The sequence below is a fragment of the Enterococcus sp. JNUCC 77 genome, from assembly GCF_054819945.1.
Genome location: NZ_JBTHIG010000001.1, coordinates 1,346,764 through 1,366,691, shown reverse-complemented (window position 1 = coordinate 1,366,691; position 19,928 = coordinate 1,346,764). Strand labels below are relative to the sequence as shown.

Annotated in this window: 20 protein-coding genes; 16 read left to right on the top strand and 4 right to left on the bottom strand. The window is 34.6% G+C overall.

Going from position 1 to position 19,928, the window contains the following annotated elements; all coding sequences use genetic code 11:
• Positions 1 to 5: 5 nt before the first annotated feature.
• On the bottom strand, positions 6 to 320 hold the full coding sequence (locus ACVWNY_RS06770; protein WP_438720008.1) for a hypothetical protein: 315 nt from the start codon (positions 318 to 320) through the stop codon (positions 6 to 8).
• A 74-nt stretch (positions 321 to 394) separates the two neighbouring features.
• Here ACVWNY_RS06770 and ACVWNY_RS06765 point away from each other — a divergent pair, with 74 nt between their 5' ends.
• Both ACVWNY_RS06765 and ACVWNY_RS06760 read left to right on the top strand, forming a co-directional pair.
• A complete protein-coding gene (locus ACVWNY_RS06765) occupies positions 395 to 1,570 on the top strand; it encodes a VanZ family protein (RefSeq protein WP_454071181.1) in 1,176 nt (391 codons plus the stop codon).
• The gene (locus ACVWNY_RS06760; RefSeq protein ID WP_218325240.1) at positions 1,557 to 2,906 is read left to right on the top strand and encodes a DEAD/DEAH box helicase; all 1,350 of its coding nucleotides are present in this window, start codon (positions 1,557 to 1,559) and stop codon (positions 2,904 to 2,906) included. The genes ACVWNY_RS06765 and ACVWNY_RS06760 overlap by 14 nt, the downstream gene beginning before the upstream one ends.
• A gap of 18 nt (positions 2,907 to 2,924) precedes the next feature.
• Here ACVWNY_RS06760 and ACVWNY_RS06755 read toward each other — a convergent pair whose 3' ends face one another.
• Positions 2,925 to 3,356 carry a GNAT family N-acetyltransferase gene (locus ACVWNY_RS06755; RefSeq protein WP_454071852.1) on the bottom strand — a complete coding sequence of 144 codons (432 nt, stop codon included), beginning with the start codon at positions 3,354 to 3,356 and terminating at the stop codon, positions 2,925 to 2,927.
• Between the two features lie 72 nt (positions 3,357 to 3,428).
• Here ACVWNY_RS06755 and ACVWNY_RS06750 point away from each other — a divergent pair, with 72 nt between their 5' ends.
• The 3 genes from ACVWNY_RS06750 to cls all read left to right on the top strand — a co-directional run bounded on the left by ACVWNY_RS06750 (position 3,429) and on the right by cls (position 8,945).
• Complete coding sequence (locus ACVWNY_RS06750; RefSeq protein WP_218325241.1) at positions 3,429 to 4,481, top strand: DUF7278 family profilin-like fold-containing protein; 1,053 nt, start codon at positions 3,429 to 3,431, stop codon at positions 4,479 to 4,481.
• A 271-nt stretch (positions 4,482 to 4,752) separates the two neighbouring features.
• The gene (gene alaS / locus ACVWNY_RS06745; protein ID WP_454071180.1) at positions 4,753 to 7,386 is read left to right on the top strand and encodes an alanine--tRNA ligase; all 2,634 of its coding nucleotides are present in this window, start codon (positions 4,753 to 4,755) and stop codon (positions 7,384 to 7,386) included.
• A 95-nt stretch (positions 7,387 to 7,481) separates the two neighbouring features.
• Entirely contained in the window at positions 7,482 to 8,945 is a 1,464-nt protein-coding gene (gene cls, locus ACVWNY_RS06740; protein ID WP_454071179.1) for a cardiolipin synthase, read from the top strand.
• On the opposite strand, the gene ACVWNY_RS06735 is transcribed toward cls, so the two are convergent.
• Positions 8,931 to 9,335: a reverse transcriptase-like protein gene (locus tag ACVWNY_RS06735; RefSeq protein ID WP_218325244.1), complete on the bottom strand. Its 405-nt coding sequence runs from the start codon at positions 9,333 to 9,335 to the stop codon at positions 8,931 to 8,933. The genes cls and ACVWNY_RS06735 overlap by 15 nt on opposite strands.
• 30 nt (positions 9,336 to 9,365) lie before the next feature.
• Here ACVWNY_RS06735 and ACVWNY_RS06730 point away from each other — a divergent pair, with 30 nt between their 5' ends.
• Positions 9,366 to 9,800: an EbsA family protein gene (locus tag ACVWNY_RS06730; protein WP_218325245.1), complete on the top strand. Its 435-nt coding sequence runs from the start codon at positions 9,366 to 9,368 to the stop codon at positions 9,798 to 9,800.
• Here ACVWNY_RS06730 and ACVWNY_RS06725 read toward each other — a convergent pair.
• On the bottom strand, positions 9,787 to 9,996 hold the full coding sequence (locus tag ACVWNY_RS06725; protein ID WP_218325246.1) for a cold-shock protein: 210 nt from the start codon (positions 9,994 to 9,996) through the stop codon (positions 9,787 to 9,789). The two genes, ACVWNY_RS06730 and ACVWNY_RS06725, sit on opposite strands and share 14 nt — an antisense overlap.
• Before the next feature lie 154 nt (positions 9,997 to 10,150).
• On the opposite strand from ACVWNY_RS06725, the gene ACVWNY_RS06720 reads away from it, so the two are divergent.
• The 10 genes from ACVWNY_RS06720 (at position 10,151) to pyrR (ending at position 19,923) form a co-directional block, all read left to right on the top strand.
• Positions 10,151 to 11,824: a formate--tetrahydrofolate ligase gene (locus tag ACVWNY_RS06720; protein WP_454071178.1), complete on the top strand. Its 1,674-nt coding sequence runs from the start codon at positions 10,151 to 10,153 to the stop codon at positions 11,822 to 11,824.
• A 98-nt stretch (positions 11,825 to 11,922) separates the two neighbouring features.
• Complete coding sequence (aroD, locus tag ACVWNY_RS06715; RefSeq protein ID WP_218325248.1) at positions 11,923 to 12,669, top strand: type I 3-dehydroquinate dehydratase; 747 nt, start codon at positions 11,923 to 11,925, stop codon at positions 12,667 to 12,669.
• A gap of 174 nt (positions 12,670 to 12,843) precedes the next feature.
• Positions 12,844 to 13,875, top strand: a complete 1,032-nt coding sequence (gene argC / locus ACVWNY_RS06710; RefSeq protein WP_218325249.1) for an N-acetyl-gamma-glutamyl-phosphate reductase — start codon at positions 12,844 to 12,846, stop codon at positions 13,873 to 13,875.
• A gap of 11 nt (positions 13,876 to 13,886) precedes the next feature.
• On the top strand, positions 13,887 to 15,080 hold the full coding sequence (gene argJ / locus ACVWNY_RS06705) for a bifunctional glutamate N-acetyltransferase/amino-acid acetyltransferase ArgJ (protein WP_218325250.1): 1,194 nt from the start codon (positions 13,887 to 13,889) through the stop codon (positions 15,078 to 15,080).
• Positions 15,081 to 15,115: 35 nt separating this feature from the next.
• Positions 15,116 to 15,865, top strand: a complete 750-nt coding sequence (gene argB / locus ACVWNY_RS06700; RefSeq protein WP_218325251.1) for an acetylglutamate kinase — start codon at positions 15,116 to 15,118, stop codon at positions 15,863 to 15,865.
• Positions 15,862 to 17,013: an acetylornithine transaminase gene (gene argD / locus ACVWNY_RS06695; protein ID WP_218325252.1), complete on the top strand. Its 1,152-nt coding sequence runs from the start codon at positions 15,862 to 15,864 to the stop codon at positions 17,011 to 17,013. The genes argB and argD overlap by 4 nt, the downstream gene beginning before the upstream one ends.
• 98 nt (positions 17,014 to 17,111) lie before the next feature.
• The gene (locus ACVWNY_RS06690; RefSeq protein ID WP_218325253.1) at positions 17,112 to 17,798 is read left to right on the top strand and encodes a CBS domain-containing protein; all 687 of its coding nucleotides are present in this window, start codon (positions 17,112 to 17,114) and stop codon (positions 17,796 to 17,798) included.
• A 14-nt stretch (positions 17,799 to 17,812) separates the two neighbouring features.
• Entirely contained in the window at positions 17,813 to 18,277 is a 465-nt protein-coding gene (lspA, locus tag ACVWNY_RS06685; RefSeq protein ID WP_218325254.1) for a signal peptidase II, read from the top strand.
• Positions 18,267 to 19,175 (top strand): RluA family pseudouridine synthase, encoded by a 909-nt coding sequence (locus ACVWNY_RS06680; protein ID WP_454071851.1) that lies wholly within the window; start codon positions 18,267 to 18,269, stop codon positions 19,173 to 19,175. The genes lspA and ACVWNY_RS06680 overlap by 11 nt, the downstream gene beginning before the upstream one ends.
• Positions 19,176 to 19,383: 208 nt before the next feature.
• On the top strand, positions 19,384 to 19,923 hold the full coding sequence (gene pyrR, locus ACVWNY_RS06675; RefSeq protein ID WP_218325256.1) for a bifunctional pyr operon transcriptional regulator/uracil phosphoribosyltransferase PyrR: 540 nt from the start codon (positions 19,384 to 19,386) through the stop codon (positions 19,921 to 19,923).
• The last annotated feature ends 5 nt before the right edge of the window (positions 19,924 to 19,928 follow it).

Below are 19,928 nucleotides of genomic sequence, written 5' to 3'. Positions count from 1 at the left end.
GCCTGTTATTCTTTTTTTCTGAATTGAGTAAATAAAAAGATGAGATTTATCAATGTTAAAATAAGTCCTAAGATGAAGGGAAGTAACAGTAAATTTGCAGAATAACCAAAATTATTTTGAAATTCACTGGTTGAGTTGGTGCTAATAATACTACGGCTGTAATGATAAACTTGATAACTAAAAGTTGCTAGAAAAACTGATATCAAAGTCAAAACAAAGCGACGATAATCAGCAAACTTTTCTTTTTTGATTAAAGTGAATATGATGTAACCAGCAAGTAAAAAAATGGGTACACCAAAAGCAAAATATGGATTTAACATGATGAGGCCTCCTTATGAATAGTTTTCCTCATTGTTTTTAAATAGTCAAGCAAAAATTTTAAGGATGTGTGATTATGTTCTCAGCTTATACCGGACCAATCAAAACTGCAATTTTACTTTTTCCTTTTTTAGCATTACTAGTTAGCGCACCAATTTTAATTTTCTATTATCGTAAATATGGCGAATTAGGTAAATTTCGTAGTTTAGTTATTTATTCTTTTGTCTTTTATCTATTGACAGCTTATTTTTTAGTCATATTACCTTTGCCGTCTGTTGAAACGGTAAGCCAAATGACTGGACCACGTATGCAACTGCATTTATTTCAATCAGAAATTGATTTTTTCCATCAAACGGTCTTTCGTATAAATGACACTAGCACGTATCTTCCTGCTATAAAACAAAGTGTATTCTTAGAGCCTATTTTTAATTTAGCTTTATTTTTTCCGTTAGGAGTCTATTGTCGTTATTATTTCAAATTTTCATGGAAAAAAACCATCTTGATAAGTTTTTGTTTGTCCTTATTTTTTGAGTTGACTCAGTTAAGTGGCTTGTATTTTATTTATCCTAGACCTTACCGTCTATTTGATGTAGATGATTTATTACACAACACACTTGGTGGTGGAATAGGCTACCTAATTGCACCATTGATTACATTTTTCTTACCAAGCCGTGAAGAGCTAGATTTAGAATCATTGGAGGATGGAAAAAAAGTTTCTTTAATTCGGCGAACGGTTGCTTTTTTGATTGATTGGTTTATTATAGGAATCATTTTTGATTTAGTCCCTATTCTAATCAATTTAATTGCACCAAATCCGCTAACGAATTATCTTGCATCGGACACTAATAGCTTTATCTTTACCCTAAAAGTAATTTTATATTTTATTTTGTTTACTTATTTCTGGCGGGGCAAGACATTTGGTAAAAAAATTGTTAAAATACAAGTTATGGAAGAAAATCGTTCCCGGATATCTTTATGGGGATTAATTAAGCGTTATGGATTATTTTATTTATTGATACGTTATGATTTGGATATTTTTAATTATTCAATCAATCAGTTGACTACGGCTGATAGTACCGGTTTAATTATCCATATCGGTTTAGCTTTCATCAGTTTATGCATTTTATTATTATTTGTCTTTAATCTTTTATATGCTTTTATTAGAGGAAAACATCGTTTATTCCATGAAAAAGCCAGTCGTACGTATACAATTAGCACAATCAGAGAAGAGGGAACAAATGGCGAACTTTAAAGCCTTTAACTTTCAGCCTTTTATTTTAGAAGCTTTAGCTGAAATTCATTTTAACGAACCAACTGTAGTACAAGAAAAATTAATTCCTTTAATTAAAAAAGGGAAAAACGTTGTAGGACAATCGCAAACGGGTTCTGGTAAAACCCACACTTTCTTATTGCCTTTATTTGATAAAATCAAACCAGATGTCGATCAAGTCCAAGTATTGATTACGGCACCTAGTCGTGAATTAGCCAATCAAATCTATCAAGCTGCAATTCAAATTGCCAAACATGCACCAACTGAAATTCGGGTAACTAATTTTGTTGGTGGAACTGATAAGAAAAGACAAATTGAAAAATTACAGCATCATCAACCACATGTTGTAATCGGCACTCCTGGAAGAATTTTAGATATGATGAATGAGCAAGCGTTAAAAGTTCATACGGCAGAATATTTTGTTGTTGATGAGGCAGATATGACTTTAGATATGGGATTTTTAAAAGAAGTCGATCAAATTGCAGGTCGTTTGCCTAAAAATCTTCAAATGCTCGTCTTTTCAGCAACTATTCCAGAAAGCTTGCGACCATTCTTATTAAAATACATGGAGAATCCAGTCATTGAAGAAATCAAAGCAAAAGCTGTAATTTCTGATACAGTCGATAATTGGTTGATTTCAACCAAAGGAAAAGATAAGAACAAAATTATCTATGATTTACTGACTGTTGGACATCCTTATTTAGCAATTGTTTTTGCCAACACCAAACAGCGTGTGGATGAAATTAGTGACTATTTGAAGAGTCAAGGACTAAAAATTGCAAAAATCCATGGTGATATTTCTCCTCGCGAACGGAAAAGAGTCATGCGTCAAGTTCAGAATATGGACTATCAATATGTAGTAGCAACTGATTTAGCTGCACGAGGAATTGATATTGAAGGGGTTTCTCACGTGATTAATGCAGAAATTCCTAATGACTTAACATTTTTCATTCATCGTGTTGGACGAACAGGACGTAATGGTTTGTCTGGTACCGCAATTACTTTATATGATCCAAGTGATGATTTGGCAATAACCGAACTTGAAAAAATGGGTGTTAGTTTTACACCAAAAGAAATTAAGAACGGTACAATCGTTGAGAGTTATGATCGAAATCGTCGACTTAAACGTGAAAAAAGTAAAGACGAACTAGATCCAACTTTAATCGGTTTAGTTAAAAAGAAAAAGAAAAAAATTAAACCTGGCTATAAGAAAAAAATTGATTGGGCGATTGCTGAATCGAACAAACAAAAACGACGTCAAGCAAAACGTCAAGAAATTAGAAACGTCAAAAAGAACAAAAAGAAATCGAATAATTAGTACTAGAGCTGTGAATCCTCACAGCTCTTTTTTCATAGTTACACATAAGATGCCATCTTCTTTATAGGGCTCTGAGATCACTTGATAACCTTGCTTTTGATAAAAATCAATTGCAGTCATTTCAGCAGATAGCTCAGACGAAATTAAATTATTCTTTTTACCTTCTGTTTCTAAACAAGTTAATAGCTGTTGACCTAGTCCTCTTAATCGATATTTTTTTGCCACACAAAGGCGATCAGGTTGTAAAATCTTACTAGTTTTTGTTTGAAATCTTGCTGTTGCAACAGGCAGCTCGTGATCAAAGAAGACCAGATATTTCCGATCGCTTGTATCCAAACCATCAAATTCAAGCGCTGCCGGTATCTTTTGCTCTAAAACAAAAACTTGATATCTTAAATAAAAACTAGCAGCTTGCACAGCTTTTTGATTTCCAAAAATAATCTCCATAATAATCATTTCTCCTAATAGTAATATGAGTTATAATGGAATTGTAGCATAGCAAAAAGGGAGGAACCATTTTTTATGAATCTCGTTGATCAGTTAGATTGGGCGTATTGGAAACGTCTAAATCCAAAAGAAAAAAGAACGTTGCTTAGTCAAGTTTTACTTTATTACGTGAATCCCCTCTTAAAAATTTCTGATATTGAATTAAAGGAATTCGAATTATATGGTATCAAATGTGAGACCTTTGAATTATTGATTGACGAAGAAAAATTTGTTTTTGTACCTGGGAATAAAGAAGCCATTTTAGGCTGGAATTTGGGTGCAAAAGGTTTGTCTTTACTTGAAACCGCTCAAGATAGTCCCAATATATCAATTCCAGAAGAAATTTTAAATCAATATAATTTGTTAGAAACAGAATCTTTAGCAAATTACATAAATGATAAAACAACTCGTTTACGGAAATCCGCTATTCCTGCAATGTTTGTACAACGTTATGCGTTACCAGCAGGAACTGAGTTTTTAGGCAGATTTGATGCTGTCACTGGAAGCTTTGAGGGCCGTGTCGATTTATTTGCTAAAATTGAAAAAGAAATAAAAGAAATTCTAACACCAAAATTGAATTCTCAAGAAAGTTTAATTTGGACCTTTCCGGAAAGCTTTTTAATGGAGGATAGTTGGTATATTGAGTTAGAACCAGAAAGTGATTTGTATCGTGTCTATACGCATACTACTCATAACTACACTAGTTTAAGAAAAGAGATTCGTAAGAAAAACTTTGACTTGTTAACTGAAGATCAATGGGAATATTGTAACGGTGCTGGTAGTCGAAGATTATTCCGCTGGGGAAATGACTTAAATATGTCAGATCCATATCGTGGTAAGGCTATCAAAAAAATGATTCAGGGATTAAATATGTTTGGCTTATCTTTTGATACTAAGATGACTCGTTTTGAGATTACTGAAGATCCGGGTGTCTTAAAGTTAACCGATCATCAAGAGAAGATTGGCATTCCAGCAGTTGAGTATTTACCGTTATCTTCTTATTATAGTAATAGTAAGATGCTTCATTCAGAAGTGATTCTATTTCCGCAAAAATATTTGTATCGCAAAGCGATTGTTTTGAAAGTCTAATTTGACTTTTCAGTAGAAATTTTCTATACTTCATTTTAGGATATGATTTAGTTATTTACTTCTAAAGAAAGTAAGACCTTGGCTGAGAGTCTTGCGCTGTAATAATTAAGTTGCTCCCTAAAACATTTGATTGAAAAATCAACGTGACTCAGCGTTAACGAGCTTAAGAGGTAATGATCAAAAACTATCATTGCAATCAAGGTGGTACCGCGAACTTTCGTCCTTGAATGCAGTGGTGGTTTTTTTATTTTTTTTAAAAGGAGAAAACAAGATGAAAAAATTAAGTAGTACAGAAGTAAGACAAATGTTTTTAGACTTCTTTAAATCAAAAGGACATATGATTGAGCCAAGTGCACCGCTAGTACCAGTTAACGATCCAACATTATTATGGATTAATTCCGGTGTTGCAACCTTGAAGAAATATTTTGATGGTTCAGTGACACCAGAAAATCCCCGGATTGCTAATGCACAAAAATCAATTCGAACGAATGATATTGAAAATGTAGGAAAAACTGCTCGCCACCATACCATGTTTGAAATGTTAGGGAACTTTTCAATCGGTGATTATTTCAAAGAAGATGCGATTGCTTGGGCTTGGGAATTTTTAACTTCACCTGATTGGATGGCTTTCGATCCTGAACTTTTATACGCAACTGTTTATCCAGAAGATAAAGAAGCTAAAAGAATCTGGTTAGAAGAAATTGGATTGCCGGAAGATCATGTTGTTGAAATTGCTGATAATTTTTGGGATTTAGGCGCGGGGCCAAGTGGACCGGATTCAGAAATTTTTTATGATCGCGGAGAAGCGTTTAATGATTTAACAGAAGATGATCCAGAAAATTATCCTGGTGGAGAAAATGAACGCTATTTAGAAATTTGGAATTTGGTATTTTCTGAATTTAATCATACTCCTCAAGGTACTTATGAACCATTACCCCATAAAAATATTGATACGGGAATGGGTCTTGAAAGAATGGTCTCAATTATTCAAGATGCACCAACCAACTTTGAAACAGATTTATTTTTACCAATCATTGCTAAAGTAGAAGAATTAAGCGGTAAAAAGTACGGTGTAGATAAACAGTTGGATATCTCTTTTAAAGTTATTGCTGATCATATTCGTTCTTTGGCTTTTGCGATTGGAGATGGCGCTCTACCTTCAAATGAAGGCCGTGGGTATGTATTGCGCCGTTTGTTAAGACGAGCAGTGATGCATGGACAAAAGTTAGGCATTCAATCTGCCTTTTTGTATCAACTAGTACCAGTTGTTGGTGAAATTATGGTGGGTTACTATCCTGAAGTGCAACAACAAAAAGAATTCATTGAAAAAGTAGTTAAAAATGAGGAAGAACGCTTCCACGAAACTATCAATGAAGGCTTAAGCATGTTAAATAATGTGTTAGCGGAACTAAAAGAAAATAATCAAACTATTTTAGATGGCCAAACAATTTTCAAATTATATGATACTTTTGGATTCCCAGTGGAGCTGACTGAAGAAGTTGCTGAAGATAATGGTTTAAAAGTTGATCATGCGGGCTTTGAAACTGAAATGCAAGCACAAAAAGAACGAGCAAGAGCAGCACGAACAACTGAAAAATCAATGGGTGTGCAAACTGCTTTATTAGGAGATATTAAAGTGGATAGTCAATTTGTTGGTTACGATCAACTAAATGTTGAAGGAAAATTAGAAGTGATTATCGCAACAGATGCTATTGTTTCTTCGATTGATACAGGAAGTGCGCAAATGATTTTTAATCAAACACCATTTTACGCTGAAATGGGTGGACAAGTAGCTGATCACGGAACAATTACTGATTCTGAAGGAAATTTGGTTGCCAATGTAACGGATGTTCAAAAGGCACCTAATGGTCAACCACTACACACAGTAGAAGTTGTCTCTCCGTTAGTAGAAGGAAATACTTATTTCTTAAACGTTAACCAAAAAATGCGAAATAAAATCATTAAAAATCATACTGCGACTCATTTACTTCATAAAGCTTTAAAAGAAGTCTTAGGTGATCATGCCAATCAAGCTGGATCATTAGTAGCACCAAAACATTTACGTTTTGATTTTAGCCATTTTGGTCAAGTTACCACTGATGAACTAAAAGAAATGGAAAAAATTGTTAATCAAAAAATTTGGGAAGCTATTCCTGTCGTGACAATCGAAACTGATATTGATTCAGCAAAAAATATGGGTGCAATGGCATTGTTTGGCGAAAAATATGGTCACGATGTCCGCGTAGTGAATATTGGTGACTGGTCAATTGAATTATGTGGTGGAACCCATGTGAGCAATACAGAAGATATTGGACTTTTCAAAATCGTTTCAGAATCGGGAATTGGTGCTGGTGTTCGCCGGATTGAAGCCTTGACCGGTCAAGAAGCTTACGAAGCATTCCGTCAAGAAGAAGAACAACTGATTTCTGTGGCTCAAATTGTAAAATCGCCTCAATTAAAAGAAGTTGTAAACAAAACAGAACAATTACAACAACAATTAAAAGAAATCCAAAAAGAAAATGAACAGCTGGCGACAAAATTAGCCAATCAACAAGCTGGTGATGTCTTCAAAGATGTCAAAGAAATTAATGGCACATCAGTGATTACAGCCAAAGTCAATGTGAAAGATATGAATCAACTGAGACAATTGGCCGACCAATGGAAGCAAAAAGAATTATCGGATGTTTTAGTTTTAGGAACAATTCAGGGAGAAAAAGTGAATTTGTTAGCTGCTATGACCCCAAGTGCAATTGAAAAAGGCTACAAGGCCGGAGATTTGATCAAGCTGATTGCACCAAAAGTTGGCGGAGGTGGAGGCGGCCGCCCGGATATGGCCCAAGCAGGCGGAAAAAATCCATCTGGCTTAGCAGAAGCATTGGCAGAAGTAACAAATTATTTAGCGTAAAAAAATGTAACAAGAAGGGGAGGTCTTTCTTGTTACTTTTTTCTTTTCTAGGTATAATTTTCTGAAGATAGATGAAAATCAGGAGAGTGAAAAAAGTGGGGTTATTAGAACAAGCAATTCTTATTTTATATATTGTCAACTGTATCATTGCAGCCATTACTATTTTTAGAAAGCCACGTAGTATTACAACTATTTTAGCTTGGTTGTTAACGTTATTCTTCTTACCAGTCGTGGGTTTTTTATTATACGCCTTTTGTGGCCGCGGACTGGATCGGACAGTAGCTAGAAGATTTAATTATGAAAAAGAAAATCAACCGCGAGAAATCTATCAAATGGTTCAGGTTGATAATTTAACAGTTCCAAATTACAATACACCGGATCAATTGTTACCGGCAGCAAGATCATTAATTCGTTTTTTTGATAACTTAGATAAGGCACCCGTTTCTTATCGTAATAATATTCAATTTTTTTATGATGGCACCGAAAAATTTGAACATTTATTTGAGGATTTAAGAGCAGCAAAAAATAATATTCACGTTGAATACTATGCATTTTTTAACGATAAAATTGGTAATCGCTTTTTGCGAATACTAGAGGAAAAAGCAGACCAAGGCGTAGAAGTTCGTCTGATTTATGATCCATGGGGCTCACCTAAAACAAATAAGGCCTTTTTTGCTAAATTAAGAGAAAAAGGTGGTAAAGTCACTCCTTTTATTACTTCGAAAGATATTATTGCCAAAACGCGTTTAAACTATCACTTGCATCGAAAATTAGTCATTATAGATGGTTCGATTGGTTGGACCGGTGGTTTTAATGTTGGTGATCAATATTTAGAAACAACGAAACGTTTTGGCTACTGGCGTGACACACACGGACGAATTGTCGGCACGGGTAGTTTTACCTTACAAGAAATTTTTATCCGTGATTGGAATGTTTCTGTTTCTAATGATGCAGATCGTTTAGATTACCTTCCACAATATTTTGTTTTGCCAGAAGAACCAATTGAAACGGGTGTAGCGATGCAAGTTGTCGCAGATGGCCCCGACTCTGAAGCACAAATTATCAAAGATGGTTTTGTCCGCTTAATTCTATCTGCCGAAAAAAGTGTATGGATTCAGAGTCCGTATTTAGTACCAGATGAAACAATGATATCCGCAATACTAATTGCAGTACGTTCAGGAATTGATGTCCGTATTATGGTGCCAGATAAACCAGATCATCCTTTTATTTATCGGGCAACACAATACTATGCTAATTATTTGCATCAGCGAGGCGTTAAAATTTATCATTACAGCAAAGGATTCGTTCATGCTAAAACGATGGTGATTGATGATGAATTAGCAACCTTTGGATCAACTAACCAAGATATTCGCAGTTATGAACTAAATTTTGAAGTAAGTAGTTTTATTTATGATCCAAAAATTGCAGAAGAATTTAAAGCAGTCTTTGAAGCAGATATACAAGATTCCGTATTATTAACTGATGAGATGATTGCCAATCAATCTTTCTGGCTGAACTTTAAGCAGAAATTTTCTCGTTTATTATCACCGATTCTTTAAAGCTTTTTGTAATCCTTGGCGGGCCAAATGGTCTGCCCCTTTATTTTTACTCTCAGGAATCCATTGCAAAACTAATAATGAAAAAAGTGGGCTTTTTTGGTTAAACTCCTTTAAATAAGACAAGAAAAGATTGTTTTTTGTTGAATTTTGGTCTAAAATTTTTATTGCAGTCTTGCTGTCTGAATATAAAAGAATGGAATCATTCCGCCAGTCTTTTTCAATTAAATAATCTAGAGCCCTTAAAATAATTTCCAGTTCGGCTTCGTGATTGGATCCGGCAGTCAAAATATAATTTAATTGAATCTGTTCTTGATCTTTTATAATGACAATCCCACCGCCACTTTTTTTTAATTGTGGATTGGTAGCGGCATCAGTAAATATTTTAATCATTTTATCACCTTTGAAAAGTTAGGAGTCTACATGAAGAAAAAGCGCTACTTTTGGCAACCTGAATTATCAATTTCCATCATTTTATGGTCCTTAACTTTTATATTTTTATTTTATGGACTTATCATATCATTAGAGAGTAATAAAATATATTGGAAGGGCAATCTCTTTATCGGCTTGTTTCTAATTATGTTTGTTTTAAGTTGTCATCGTTTCTTTATTTTGACTGAAAAAAGATTGGTCATTCGTTATGCTTTGTTGTGGCGAAAAAAAGAAATATTTTATGATGATATTGATCAAGTAGTTGTCAGAAAAGATGGTTTGATGATTAAACAAAAAGGTTTAAATGGACATACTCGTCACATGATGAGTAAAAAACAAAAAGACCGCTTTTTAGCGGACTTAATAAAAAATCATTCAGATATGGTAATAACAAGTGAACAAGATCAAAAGCTCAGTCATGACTGAGCTTTTTTACGTTGGTTGCTTGCGGTCCCCTAGCACCTTCAACAATATCAAAAGAGACGACTTCATCCGCTTTTAATGACTTAAATCCTGAATCCAAAATACCGGTAAAATGTACAAATATTTCTTGGTCATCCTGGTAAACAATAAAACCATACCCTTTGTGATCATCAAACCACTTAACGATTCCCTGATTCATGGTACCCACCCCTTATTAAGTCTACACCTATTATAATGTAAGGGTTTTAAAATTGCGAATGAAATTGTCAATTTTGAATAGTGTTTTTCCCGGCTAAATTTGCTAGAATATGAATGAACAAAAAATAATTTTAGATTCTTGGAAGGGGCGTACTATGAAGACTGATATTGAGATTTCTCAAGATGCAACTTTACTACCTATTAATGAAATTGCTGAAAAACTTGGCTTAAAAGATGATGATTTAGAATTACATGGCAAATATAAAGCAAAGATCGAGTTTTCAGCTTTAAATCGTTTAAAAGAAAATCCCAAAGGAAAGTTAATTTTAGTTACTTCGATTAATCCAACGCCAGCAGGCGAAGGAAAATCAACAGTAACGATTGGTTTAGGAGATGCCTTAAATAAAATTGGAAAAAATACTGTGATTGCTTTACGTGAACCATCCCTTGGTCCAGTTATGGGAATTAAAGGCGGTGCCACTGGTGGCGGTTACGCACAAGTATTACCAATGGAAGATATAAATTTACACTTTACTGGTGACATGCACGCAATTACAACAGCTAATAATGCATTGTCAGCTCTACTAGACAATCATATTCATCAAGGAAATGAATTAAATATTGATCCTCGTCGTGTCATCTGGAAACGAGTAGTGGATTTAAATGACCGTGAGTTACGTTTTATTACGGTCGGTTTAGGTGGACCAATCAATGGTGTACCAAGAGAAGATGGTTTTGATATTACAGTCGCTTCAGAAATTATGGCTATCTTATGTTTATCGACTGATATTGAAGATTTAAAAAATCGTTTGGCAAATATTGTCGTTGCTTATACTTACGATAAAGAACCTGTGACAGTTGGTGATTTAAAAATTCAAGGTGCTTTAGCCTTAGTCTTAAAGGATGCTATCAAACCCAATCTAGTTCAAACAATTTATCATACGCCAGCATTTGTTCACGGTGGCCCTTTTGCTAATATTGCCCATGGCTGTAATAGTATTTTAGCAACGCAAACTGCCCTGCATTGTGGAGATTATGTTGTCACTGAAGCCGGTTTTGGGGCTGATTTGGGTGGCGAGAAATTTTTAGACATTAAAGTTCCAAGTTTAGGTAAAGCACCAGACGCAGTTGTGATTGTTGCAACGATTCGTGCCCTTAAAATGCACGGTGGTGTAACCAAAAATGATTTGTCAGCAGAAAATCTTGAAGCTTTAAAAACTGGTTTTGCTAATTTAGCGAAACATATTGAAAATATGCAAAAGTATAATTTGCCAGTTGTTGTGGCGATTAATGAATTTATTAGTGACACAGAAAAGGAAATTGAATTATTAAGAGAGTTATGCGCAGCTTTTGGTGTGAAAGTCGAACGGACAGCTGTATGGGAAAAAGGTGCTGAAGGTGGCATTGATTTAGCCCAGACGGTAGTTGAAACGATTGCTACTAATGAACAAACTTTCCGATCAATCTTTAAACATGATGATGACAATATTGAAGAAAAAGTTGAAGCAATTGTGGAAGAAATTTATGATGGAAATGAAGTAAATTATTCTAAAAAAGCGATGCAGCAATTGGCAACTTTTAAAAAATATGGTTGGGATCGTTTGCCAGTTTGTATGGCTAAAACCCAATATTCATTATCAGATGATCCAACTAAACTTGGTGCGCCTAGTGACTTTAGTGTAACTATACGTGAATTTGTTCCTAAAATTGGTGCTGGATTTATTGTTGCTTTAACGGGTGATGTGATGACAATGCCTGGCTTGCCCAAGAAACCAGCTGCTTTAAACATGGATATAGATTCTAATGGTGACGCTATCGGATTGTTTTAAAGAATTAACTGACTTAGAAAACTAAGTCAGTTTTTTTATGTTGTAAGCAAATAGTTTGTGGTAAAATAAAAAAATGCAAAAAACAAGGAGGAACTAATTTGAATACTGTATCTGTCGGAAGCACTGTTATTGGAGCGGGCAAACCAAAAGTAATCGTGCCAATCGTTGGTAAAACGCGAGAGGAAATCTTATCTGAAGCAAAAATTGCAAAGGATAGTCAGTGTGATATTGTTGAATGGCGGATAGATCATTTTTCAGAAATTTTAGATTTTGAAGCTGCTGCTGATTTTTGTCAAGAGGTAAAGGCTGCGGTCGACCTACCATTGTTAGTAACTTTTCGAACGTTAAAAGAAGGTGGCGTTCGTCCTATGGCAGATGATGATTATTTTGAAATGTACCATGCCTTTATTAAAGCAGGTCATTTTGATTTAATGGATGTAGAATTATTTATGCCAGCAGAAAGTGTAAATATTTTAGTAGAAACATTGCATAAAAATAATAAATATGTCGTGATGTGCAATCATGATTTTGATCAGACACCAGCTAAAATAGAAATCATTAATCGTTTAAAAATGATGCAAGAAAAAAATGCTGACATCTGTAAAATTGCTGTTATGCCAAAATCAATTGCGGATGTTATTACTTTATTAGATGCAACCCAAGAAATGTATACGGAGTACGCAGATCGTCCATTAATTACGATGTCTATGGGTAAATTGGGAGTGGTTTCTCGCATATCAGGTGAGACTTTTGGCTCTGCAGCAACCTTTGGTGCAGCAAAAGAAGCTTCGGCACCTGGTCAATTAGCGGTGAAAGAATTAAAAGAAATTTTAGCAACTTTATAAAATTTTAGCTTAGGAAAATTCCTAAGCTCTTTTTTTGTTTTTTTTTGAATAAATTCTCAAAAAAAATTAATAAAAAATCATTGACTTATTCGTTTTGTCACTCTATAATCTAAAATTATAAATTGATTAAAATGAATTTTTATACATTATTGATTTTTGAGAGAGGTGTCTTATTTGAAAGTAGCAATTATCGGTGTAACTGGCTATAGTGGCTTGGAATTAGTCCGACTATTAAAAAATCACCCAAAAGTAGAAATTGTTTCACTGCATAGTCATTCACAAAATAACCAAGATATCTCCAATGTTTATCCACATTTAAAAAGAATAATTGATTTAACATTAGAAGAAATTAATCCTAAAAAAATCATGGCAACAGCTGATTTAGTTTTTTTTGCAACACCTTCAGGAATCTCAAAAGACTTAGCAGCTGATTTTTCGGAAAATAATTTTCCGATGATTGATTTGTCAGGAGATTTTCGCTTAAAAGAAATTGGCGCATATGAAAAATGGTATCAAAAAGAACCAGCAAGTCCAGCTATCCTGTCGAAAGCAGAATATGGCTTAGCAGATTTAAATAGTGAATATTCTAGTAATTTTATTGCAAATCCAGGTTGTTATGCCACTTGTGCCTTATTATCACTAGCGCCATTAGTTCAAGAAAAATGGATTGATCCTGATAGTATTATTATTGATGGCAAATCCGGCCTATCAGGTGCTGGAAAAAATCTTAGTGTTGCAGCTCATTTTGAAGAAGCCCATGACAATATGAGTTTATATAAAATGAACAGTCATCAACATATCCCAGAAATTGTTCAACAATTAAAAAGTTGGGATAAAAGTATTCCAGCTATTCAGTTTTCAACGTCACTTATTCCAGTTTCGAGAGGCATTTTTATGACAAGTTATCTAAAAGCCAAAAGAAAATTAACAACAAGTCAAGTTCATCAACTTTATCAAAGTTTTTATCAAGATAAACCATTTATTCGTGTACAAGCTGAGAACCAGTTTCCTTCAATCAAACAAGTTGTTGGCTCTAATTATTGTGATATTGGTGTTGCTTTTAATGAGGCTACTAATGTGATCACTGTTGTTTCAGTCTTAGATAACTTAGTTAAAGGAGCGGCTGGACAAGCTATTCAAAATTTGAATCATTTAATGAAAATACCTGAGATAACTGGTCTAGATTTTGTACCAGTTTATCCATAAGGAGAAAGCCAATGAAAATTATCGATGGAAAAATAGATGCCCCTAAGGGATTCTTCGCAACCGGATTACATGCCGGATTAAAACATACGAAAAAAGATTTAGGAATCGTTCTGTCGGAAGTTCCTGCTCAAGCAGCTGGGGTTTTCACGACAAACCAAGTTAAAGCAGCCCCAATTTATGTAACAAAGGAAGCATTGAGCGATGGAATTCTGCAAGCAATTATTGTCAATTCAGGTTTTGCTAATGCCTGTACTGGTGCTATTGGTTTAGAAGATGCAAAAACAACACAACAATATTTAGCTGAAAAGTTAGGTATTGCTGCCGACAAAATTGCTGTAGCATCTACTGGTGTAATCGGAAAAGTGTTACCAATGAAAAAAATCAAAGCTGGAATAGATGTTTTTAATTTAAATCAGTCAGAACCGCAAGCATTTCATGAAGCCATTTTGACTACGGATAAAGCAACCAAAGAAGTAGCAGTGACAGACGTGATTAATGGCGTTGAGGTTACTATGGCAGGAGTTGCTAAAGGATCTGGCATGATTCATCCCAATATGGCTACGATGTTGTCTTTTATTACAACAGATGCTTTTATTTCAAATGATTTGGTGCAAGAAATTTTATCAGAAAAAACAGAAGTGACCTATAACCAAATTACCGTTGATGGTGATACTTCTACTAATGACATGGTCTTAGTTCTGGCCAACGGTTTGGCTGAGAATCCGGAAATTGAGAAAGGTACTGAAGCCTATCAGAAATTTGCAGCGATGCTTGATTATGTGTCAGCGGAATTAGCCAAGAAGATTGCTAAGGATGGAGAAGGTGCAACAAAATTAATTGAAGTGGAAGTTACTGGTGCGTCAGATTCATTAGCGGCACGTCTGATTGCAAAAAAAGTAGTTGGTTCGTCTTTAGTTAAAACAGCAATGTTTGGTGAAGATCCTAATTGGGGCAGAATTATTTGCGCAGTTGGATATGCAGAGACCTTAATTGATCCTAATAAGATTGATATGTGGATTGGACAGCAGCAATTGTTAAAACAAAGTCAACCGCAGGAATTTGATCAAACGATTATGAAAGAAATTTTAGCTAATGAAACTATTAAGATTTTGATTGATTTAAATGTAGGAACGGAATCAGGAAAAGCTTGGGGTTGCGATTTAACTTATAAATATGTCGAAATTAATGCTTTATACCATACTTAAAATATTTTAGCGGGGAAGCTAAGGGAGCGGATATCATGGAAACAATCGTAGTAAAAATTGGCGGCGTCGCTAGTGATAATTTAACCAAAGACTTTTTTAAACAAGTAAAAAAATGGAAAGATACCGGAAAACAAGTGGTGATTGTTCATGGTGGGGGATATTACATTACTGAAATGATGAATCGTTTAAATATTCCAGTCACTATTGATAATGGTTTACGGGTGACGACTAAACAAGCCTTAAAAGTTACTCAGATGGTTTTAATTGGTCAAGTACAGCCAGCAATCACTTCTGTCTTTCAACAATATGGTTTTTCTGCGATTGGATTGCATGCCTCTTGTAATGATTTAATTCAAGGAGAATTTATTGATCAAGAAAAACTTGGTTATGTTGGAGAAGTGACTAAAATTAATAGCCAAGTGATCGAAGATGTTCTGGCGAGTAATTATATTCCGATTATTACGCCCTTAGGGATGACTATTGAAGGCGACTGGCTAAATATTAATGCTGATGCGGCTGCTAGTAAAATTGCCGAAGCTTTAAATGCTGAAGAGCTTTATTTATTAACAGATGTGCCCGGGGTAAAAAAAGATGATCAATGGTTACCCAAAGTCAGTCCAAAAGAAATCAAAGTATTGAAGGAAGAAGAAATTATTATTGGTGGCATGATTCCAAAAATTGAAAGTGCTATGACAGCTATCTTTGGTGGTGTGGGGAAAGTCCACATTACTAATGGTATTCAAAGAGCCGGTACTGTGATTACAAAGGAGGAAATTTTAGTATGACCCATTTATTTCCTAATTATGGCCGAGATACAATTGATCTAGTTAAGGGTGAAGCTAGTTATGTCTATGATCAAACAGGAAAGCAATACTTAGATTTAACTAGTGGTATTGGTGTAACTAGTTTAGGTCACCAACACCCAAAAGTTACAGCGGCAGTTACTGAACAAATAAATCAAATCTGGCACACTTCAAATTTATATTTTAGCCAGTTACAAGAAGAGGTGGCTGAAAAATTAGCACAAGATAAGGATTATGTGAGTTTCTTTTGTAACAGCGGAGCAGAAGCAAATGAAGCAGCTTTAAAATTAGCTCGTAAAGCTACTGGTCGTTCGAAAATTATCAGTTTTAATCAAGGCTTTCATGGGCGAACATATGGATCTATGAGTGCGACCGCTCAAGAAAAAATCCAAGCAGGTTTTGGACCAATGGTACCTGATTTTATTTACTTACCTTATAATGATTTAGAAAATTTTGAAGCTGCTTTAGATGATGATGTAGCTGCAGTAATTTTGGAATTGATTCAAGGCGAAGGTGGCGTATTACCGGCGGATGAAAAATTTGTCAAAGGGCTAGTAGAAAAAGCCCACGCAAACGGTACCTTAGTAATTATCGATGAGGTACAAACAGGTATTGGACGAACAGGGACATTTTATTGTCATCAAGGTTATGGAATTGAACCAGATATCTTTACTTTAGCCAAAGCATTAGGAAATGGACTACCAATTGGTGCAATGCTTGGGAAAGCTGAATTTGCGACAACATTTGGCCCAGGAAGTCACGGAACAACTTTTGGCGGTAATAAATTAGCCTTGAGCGCGGCAAATATTGTGATTGATACGATTAGTGAGCCAGACTTTTTAGCTGAAATAAATAAAAAGAGCCAGCAATTTTTTGAACAACTTAACGATTTAACGGAATTATCGATGATTAAAAAAATTCGAGGGCAAGGTTTAATGATTGGTATTCAGTTTGATAATGATAAACCGCTCAACTTCGTTTTAAATGAACTAAAAGAACAAGGAGTTTTAGCTTTAAAAGCTGGTAATCATGTCTTGCGATTATTACCACCGCTCACAATTTCCACAGCAGAAATAACTCAAGCAGCTACGGCAATTAAGACTGCTTGTAAAAAAATAATAGAAAAATAATTAGAGCTTGCGTCTTTCAAGCTCTTTTTTGTGTCTCAGACTATCATTGTGGTACCATTTCACTTATACTAGTTTTAGCACAAAAAGGGAGATTATCAATGGGTGAACGAGCAGATGATTTTTTAACCACTTTTAATCGAATTGAAAAAGAAATCAAAAGTTTATTAGGTAATCCAGTTAATTTAGGCTTTAGCGAAGCAGTAAGACGTCTAGCTAAAAAACAGCATGATTTAATTGGAAAAAATGAAAATGATCTATTACAATTGGCGCAACTAAGAAATGCTATTGTTCATGATCAGATTGCAGATGATTTTGTTATTGCTGAACCAAATGAGTGGGCAGTTCAACGGATTAAAGAGATTGAAAAAGGTTTATTGAGTCCAGAAAAAGTTTTGCCGCGTTTTGCGAAGAAAGTCACTGGATTTGAACAAACAGTGCCGATGAGAGAAATATTAGAGACGGTTAAAGAAAAGCGCTATTCGCAATTTCCTGTTTACGATCATGGCAAGTTTTTAGGATTAATCACTTTAAGAACAATTGGATTATATCTTTCTGAATTGGTGTTACAGCGTTCTTTTGATATTTTCAATAAAAAAGTAGGCGATTTTTTAATTCAAAATGGCAAAAATACCAATTTTGAATTTGTTTCGGCTGATACAAATATTGCTGAAGTCGAAGAAAAATTCCAACAAATAGCAACTTTAGAAGCCATTTTAATTACTAAAGATGGCAATCGCGACGGTAATTTATTAGGAATTATTCGTCCCCGCGATATCTTAAATTAGAAAGAGGATTTATTTTGCTGATTATTTATTTATTATTTAGTGGTGTCATTATCGGATTAGATCAATTAATGAAATTTTGGACGGTGGAGAATTTTTTCATTGGACAAGAACAAAGCTTGATACCAAATGTTTTTTCATTGACTTACTTACAAAATACTGGCGGGGCTTTTAGTCTATTAGAAGGTCAACGAATCTTTTTTATTATCATTAGTATTGTGGCAGTAATAGTAGTCGTTTATTTCTTACACAAGTATTTGAAAGAAAGTAAATGGCTAACGATTGGTTTAAGTTTATTTTTAGCCGGGGCAATTGGAAATTTTATTGATCGCTTTCGTTTAGGTTATGTGGTAGATATGTTCCAGTTGGATTTTGTTAGATTTCCAATTTTTAATATTGCCGATATGGCCTTAACAATCGGTGTAGCTTTGATAATTATTTATTTATTTTTAGATGAGAGAGAGAAAAAACATGCAAGCTGAAATTGAAGTCATAATAAAAGAAGAAACTGGGCGAGTGGACAAAGTTTTAAATGACCGTTTAAAAGACTATTCCCGTAGCCAAATCCAACAATGGATTAAAGAACAACATGTGTTTATTGATGGTCAAGCGATTAAAGCAAATTATAAAGTGAGTGCTGGTGATGTGATTTTGATTCAATTGCCAGAGCCAGAAGAATTGGAATTAATTCCTGAAGATTTAGATTTAGAAATTATCTATGAAGATCAAGATGTTGCAGTGGTAAATAAACCACAAGGAATGGTGGTTCATCCATCAGCTGGTCACCCAACAGGTACTTTAGTTAATGGATTACTTTATCAAATCAAAGATTTATCAACAATTAATGATGTGATCCGTCCAGGCATTGTTCATCGCATTGACAAAGATACCTCAGGACTGTTAATGATTGCTAAAAATGATCAGGCCCATGAAAGTCTTGCGAAACAATTAAAAGATAAAAGCTCTTTACGAAAATATGTTGCTTTAGTTCATGGTGAAATTCCTTATGATAAAGGGCGAATTGAAGCTCCAATCGGTCGCTCAAAAGTGAATCGTAAAATGCAGGATATAATCGAAGATGGTAAACCAGCAGTTACGCACTTTGAAGTTTTAGAGCGATTTAATAATTTTACATTGATAGAATTACAATTAGAAACTGGGAGAACCCATCAAATCCGGGTACACATGAAATATATTGGCTATCCAGTTGCAGGTGATCCCTTATACGGACCAAAAAAAACATTGAAAGGTAATGGACAATTTCTTCATGCCAAACTTTTAGGCTTTGTTCATCCCACTACTGGTGAAAATATGGTCTTTGAAGCTCCTTTACCAAAAATTTTCCAAGAAACTTTACAACAATTACGAGAAACTAATTGATTTTAACCTGAAAGAAGGTTATATTATTTATAGCAAAAAAACAACTGCATAAGATCCTTTAAGAATAGTCCCGTGAGGCTAAGAAGGAAATGAGATAGAATGAATCTAGGTGCGCCTAGGCGCAGACTATTTATTGGATAGACAATCATTCCTCCTACCTAACTACGGGTAGGAGTTTTTTTATGCTTAATTTTAAGGAGGAGACAGGATGTACAAAAAAGAAGTTGTTGATGAGGTTACTATGAAGCGAGCATTGACTCGAATTACTTATGAAATTATTGAGCGTAACAAAGGTGTACAAGATATTGTTTTAATCGGAATTAAAACTCGAGGGATTTTCATCGCTCAAAGAATTGCCGAGCGCCTAAAACAATTAGAACAAATTGACGTCCCAGTTGGTGAATTAGATATTACTTTATATCGTGATGATGTTAAAAGTAATACAGATGAGCCAGAATTACATTCCTCAGATATTCCTTTTCCAATTGAAGGTAAGCAAGTAATTTTAGTCGATGATGTATTGTTTACTGGCCGGACAATTCGTGCTGCTTTAGATGCAGTAATGGATTATGGTCGTCCGCAAAAAATTTCTTTAGCTGTCTTAGTCGATCGCGGTCATCGTGAATTGCCGATTCGTGCAGATTATGTTGGAAAAAATATCCCAACAGCTTTAACAGAAGAAATTATAGTAGAAATGGAAGAAAATGATGGTCAAGACCGGATTTTGATCCAAAAGGAAGAGGAGTAGTCCCC

Excerpts from the sequence above, each read along its gene's own strand:
- argJ (WP_218325250.1), top strand. The coding sequence starts at position 13,887 with ATGAAAATTATCGATGGAAAAATAGATGCCCCTAAGGGATTCTTCGCA.
- ACVWNY_RS06690 (WP_218325253.1), top strand. The coding sequence starts at position 17,112 with ATGGGTGAACGAGCAGATGATTTTTTAACCACTTTTAATCGAATTGAA.
- ACVWNY_RS06735 (WP_218325244.1), bottom strand. The coding sequence starts at position 9,335 with ATGATTAAAATATTTACTGATGCCGCTACCAATCCACAATTAAAAAAA.
- argD (WP_218325252.1), top strand. The coding sequence starts at position 15,862 with ATGACCCATTTATTTCCTAATTATGGCCGAGATACAATTGATCTAGTT.
- argB (WP_218325251.1), top strand. The coding sequence starts at position 15,116 with ATGGAAACAATCGTAGTAAAAATTGGCGGCGTCGCTAGTGATAATTTA.
- ACVWNY_RS06725 (WP_218325246.1), bottom strand. The coding sequence starts at position 9,996 with ATGAATCAGGGAATCGTTAAGTGGTTTGATGATCACAAAGGGTATGGT.
- alaS (WP_454071180.1), top strand. The coding sequence starts at position 4,753 with ATGAAAAAATTAAGTAGTACAGAAGTAAGACAAATGTTTTTAGACTTC.
- ACVWNY_RS06765 (WP_454071181.1), top strand. The coding sequence starts at position 395 with ATGTTCTCAGCTTATACCGGACCAATCAAAACTGCAATTTTACTTTTT.
- ACVWNY_RS06730 (WP_218325245.1), top strand. The coding sequence starts at position 9,366 with ATGAAGAAAAAGCGCTACTTTTGGCAACCTGAATTATCAATTTCCATC.
- ACVWNY_RS06750 (WP_218325241.1), top strand. The coding sequence starts at position 3,429 with ATGAATCTCGTTGATCAGTTAGATTGGGCGTATTGGAAACGTCTAAAT.
- ACVWNY_RS06680 (WP_454071851.1), top strand. The coding sequence starts at position 18,267 with ATGCAAGCTGAAATTGAAGTCATAATAAAAGAAGAAACTGGGCGAGTG.
- ACVWNY_RS06760 (WP_218325240.1), top strand. The coding sequence starts at position 1,557 with ATGGCGAACTTTAAAGCCTTTAACTTTCAGCCTTTTATTTTAGAAGCT.
- pyrR (WP_218325256.1), top strand. The coding sequence starts at position 19,384 with ATGTACAAAAAAGAAGTTGTTGATGAGGTTACTATGAAGCGAGCATTG.
- ACVWNY_RS06720 (WP_454071178.1), top strand. The coding sequence starts at position 10,151 with ATGAAGACTGATATTGAGATTTCTCAAGATGCAACTTTACTACCTATT.
- ACVWNY_RS06770 (WP_438720008.1), bottom strand. The coding sequence starts at position 320 with ATGTTAAATCCATATTTTGCTTTTGGTGTACCCATTTTTTTACTTGCT.